4 protein-coding genes are annotated in these 3,930 nt (G+C 38.3%); 3 read left to right on the forward strand and 1 reads right to left on the reverse strand.

The genetic code is table 11. The features are described from left to right. Nucleotides 1–79 precede the first annotated feature (79 nt). A complete protein-coding gene (locus B4F91_RS00985) occupies nt 80–226 on the forward strand; it encodes a helix-turn-helix domain-containing protein (protein ID WP_223230549.1) in 147 nt (48 codons plus the stop codon). A 267-nt stretch (nt 227–493) separates the two neighbouring features. Continuing rightward, on the forward strand, nt 494–1,060 hold the full coding sequence (locus B4F91_RS00990; protein ID WP_286937115.1) for a transcriptional regulator: 567 nt from the start codon (nt 494–496) through the stop codon (nt 1,058–1,060). Nucleotides 1,061–1,128: 68 nt separating this feature from the next. Here B4F91_RS00990 and B4F91_RS00995 read toward each other — a convergent pair whose 3' ends face one another. After that, the gene (locus tag B4F91_RS00995; RefSeq protein ID WP_286937113.1) at nt 1,129–3,051 is read right to left on the reverse strand and encodes a S9 family peptidase; all 1,923 of its coding nucleotides are present in this window, start codon (nt 3,049–3,051) and stop codon (nt 1,129–1,131) included. A 166-nt stretch (nt 3,052–3,217) separates the two neighbouring features. On the opposite strand from B4F91_RS00995, the gene B4F91_RS01000 reads away from it, so the two are divergent. Next, nucleotides 3,218–3,808, forward strand: coding sequence for an ABC transporter ATP-binding protein (locus B4F91_RS01000; protein WP_286937111.1), 591 nt, complete (start codon nt 3,218–3,220; stop codon nt 3,806–3,808). Nucleotides 3,809–3,930 lie beyond the last annotated feature (122 nt).

The raw sequence follows: 3,930 nt of genomic DNA on the forward strand, positions 1-3,930 counted from the left end.
CTATTCTTTAATATTCAGCTTCTTATATCTGCATGAATAGCCAAGAATCTAGTCTCACTTTAAAAAAGGAAGCACTAAAATGAGCACACTAGGTCAACAAGTAAAGCAGCTTAGAAATAATAAAAAATTGAGCCAACCTGAATTTGCCCAGCAAGTAGGGATAGAGCAAAATCATACCCAAACTACCTCAAGATGCGAGTTTCAGTTGGAATTAAAAGCGATTTAGGCAAGACATTGATTGCAATTAATAGTGGTTCTATTGTTAAAATCAATAACGCAGTATCAATCGCTTTTAAACCAACCCTTTGGGCGTTTCACAGGCACTTACTCTCATCGTTGTTACTTCTTAAAAGGGACTGCCATTGTTGCAAAGTAACGCCTTGATATTAAGCCCCTGTGAGACGCTGAATTCTGCATCTTGAGGTGGTTTGGGTATATATCAAAACTTGAAAACGATAAATCAATTCCCTCGAATGAAATATTTAGAGCCTTATTGATAGCATTAGATCTTTCAATTGATGAGTTTATGAAGCCGCTTGTATCAAGTCATGATAAAGCCAGGCTTATGCAGATACCGGATGTTGAGCAGTGGTATAAAAATAAAGCTGTGAGCACTTCAGTAACTCAGCGTAAATTGATTTATTTAGCAATGTTTTTAATTTCGTTTGGGTGTGCACTATTTTATGCAGGCCATAAAAATTATGTGTTTAACGAACATTTTTATGAGTATCGCTCAATTGGAATTATTAAAAATGATGAACCACTCAATGTTTTCAATCATTGGAAAGATTATATAATAGATCCCAGTGCTGAAAAGCGTACAGCAAAACTTAAAGAGATGCTTGCAAGGCGTGTTGAACTTTTTAAATTAATGGATGAGTATATCGGTGAATCATTTGTCGAAGAAGTAACGGGTGGTAAACGTGTTTATACAACAAATGCTGTCCCACGCTACATATCACATGCAGGTAATACCTGGCTTGAGTTTATTGGATTATTTGCAGCTGTGTTTGGTTTAGCTCTGGCGGTATTAGAACCAAAATTAACGCGTCACCCATAAAAAGCTGTATGCAAAAAAGCACACAGCTTTTATCTTAAATTTAGCCCATAGTTGTATGGGCTTAAGCGCTATTTTAGATAGGTATCTAAAAAGTTTAAGTAAGCGTTAGAGGCTGTTATACGGTTTTCTTTTTTAGTAAAACCATGCCCTTCATCATCAAACAATACATACTCTACTGGCACGCCATTGGCTTTGACTGCGGCAACGAGCTCATCGCTTTCAACTTGTAAAACACGTGGATCGTTAGCGCCTTGTATTACCATTAAAGGTTTAGTGATATTTTTAGCATGAAATAGTGGCGATATAGCCCGATGACGCTCACCATCTGTTGCAGGGTCGCCCATTTCATCGTACAAAGCCTTTTTAAAACTCTCCCACCAGGGTGGAATTGAGTTTAGCGTTCTTACCCAGTTAGTAACCCCAAAAATATTAATACCGACTTTGAATTCTTCCGGCTCAAAAGCAAGGGCAGCAGCAGTCATAAAGCCGCCGTAGCTGCCCCCTATGATGCCAATTTTATCTGCATCAACCCACTCTAAACTCTGCAGGTGCTTTTTACCGTACACAATATCTTGTAAGTCGTCAGTGCCGTGCTTTTTATCATCCAAATGAAAAAATGTTTTGCCGTATCCTGAACTCCCTCGGTTGTTAACTGCAAAAATAGCATAGCCATGATTAACTAAATGTTGTTGCATTGCTCTGTAACCAGTACGGCTTTGCCCACCAGGACCACCATGCACCCACACCAGCGCAGGTACTTTATTGTTTCTGTTGGCTTGTTTTGGTTTATACAACACGCCTGGTATTTCTAGATCATCAAAACTTTTAAAGCGCACAATGGTGCTCTCTACTAAGTCGTTTTGATCTATGTCTTTACTTAATGTGTTAGTAAGCTGCTTAGCTTTATTACTACCGACTTGCCAAACAAATAAATTGCTTGGTGAGGTGTCTGAGTTTAAATAAAACGCCATGGTTTTCTCGTCACTTGAGAAATTCACACCGTGTAAATTACCATTGGGTAGGGCGGGCATAGCAACTTGTTTACCTGTCAGAGTATCTAAAATAGACACTTTGGTACTGGCATCGGCATTGACACCACTTACTTGGTAGCGACCAGATTTAGAAAAATAGATAAAGGTTACATCCCACTCATCTTCTAAAGCCGGCGTGTGCTTACCTGTGGCTAACTCATAGCGCCACATTTGTGAAAACTCGCCTTTTGCGTCTGTAGAGTAATATAAATATTTACCATCAGCAGAGAAGGTTTCAGGCGTATATTGTGCGGGATCATCATGCTGGGATATAAGATGTGGCTTGAGGGTTTTTTTATAAGTGTCGAGAATGTATGTATCACTGTCTTTATTGCTATTATTTTTAGATGAAGCAATAAAGCGTCCATCGGGGCTAATGGCGCCAACATCTAATCCGAGCTCATTTTGATAAACAGGAGACACTTTATAGGTTTCACTATCTACACGATATAAATCCATAAATTTGGCATCACGCTGATTACTTGAGATAAAAAACTGGCTGCCGTCTTTTGTAAAACCTGCAAAGCCAGCTCGTGTTTCATCGCCAGGGGTTAAATCTTTGATTGAACCGTCAACTTCACGCACGTAAACATGGTACCTTTCGTTACCGCCTGAGTCTTTGGTAAACAATATACGCTCATCATTAGGGAAATAGCGTACTGGGTAAGTACTGTCTTCAAAATTAGTTAAGCGGGTTTTACTACCGGTTTTAACATCGACTTCGTATAAGCTGTAAATACCGCTTTCATCGCTACTGACTAACACTTTATCACCACTTGGTGAAAAACTACTGCCCATAATAGAGGTGGTGTCAAAAAAAGTTTTTGCGTCGTAGGTTTTTATTTGTTGTGTTTGCTCAGTTTTTACAGCGCTAGTGACTAAACTATTAGATTGATTGCAACCCGCTAATGCAAGAGATACAGCACAGGTAATACAGGCAAGTTTGAGGGCTATTTTCATAGGTACATTCCTTGGTTTATAGTTATATTTCATTTAGAAGTGTTGACCTAACGTTTTTCAAACGCAAGTATTTCTGATATGCAAACAGTAATAAAGTGTTACAAACCATAAATCGTTTTTATATAAGTATTCGCTATAATGATAACTCGTTGAAAAGTGCGTATTTATGATAGAAGTTATTGGGTTACATAAACAGTTTGCTGAAAACATATTGTACAACGGTTATAACGTGCGATTCTGTGCACCTAAAATATGCATCGAAGCACCTAATGGCCAAGGGAAAACAACTCTATTGATGGTGTTAGCGGGGCTTGAAACTTACGAAAGTGGTGAGCTTTTGTTTTCTGGAAACGCGTTAACCAAACCACATAAGCAAGTTGCTATAGCCTCTGACAGTATTGCTTTACCCGACTTTTTAACAGCAAAGCAAATAATTAACTTATCCTCAAATACATTTGGCTGTTGTTGGCCAACAGCTATAGTCGATGGGTTTAATTTTAATGAATTTCTAAATACGCGCTTTGACGCCCTATCATCAGGTAACCAAAAGAAATGCCAGTTAATTTTAGCGCTTATGCGCGATGCACCGTATTTACTGTTAGATGAACCCAGTGCAGCGCTTGATCAAGCGAGTATTGAGTATTTACTAATTTTACTTGATGAATATTTAGTAAATAAGCCACAAGGTCAAATAATTATTACCTGTCACGAGCCCGAGCCTTTTTTACTGCATGGCTTTGAGTGTATGCCTTTATGATTGCAAATTTAAAACAATCTATTGGCCAATACCGCTCTTTTCTGGATTATCGTTTTCAGGCATACAAGACTGAACTTACACAATTATTATTACAACTGAAAAGCTTTGGGTTGTTATTTTTA

Source organism: Pseudoalteromonas sp. UBA6610 (assembly GCF_002433295.1).
GTDB classification, from domain to species: Bacteria; Pseudomonadota; Gammaproteobacteria; order Enterobacterales; family Alteromonadaceae; genus Pseudoalteromonas; species Pseudoalteromonas atlantica.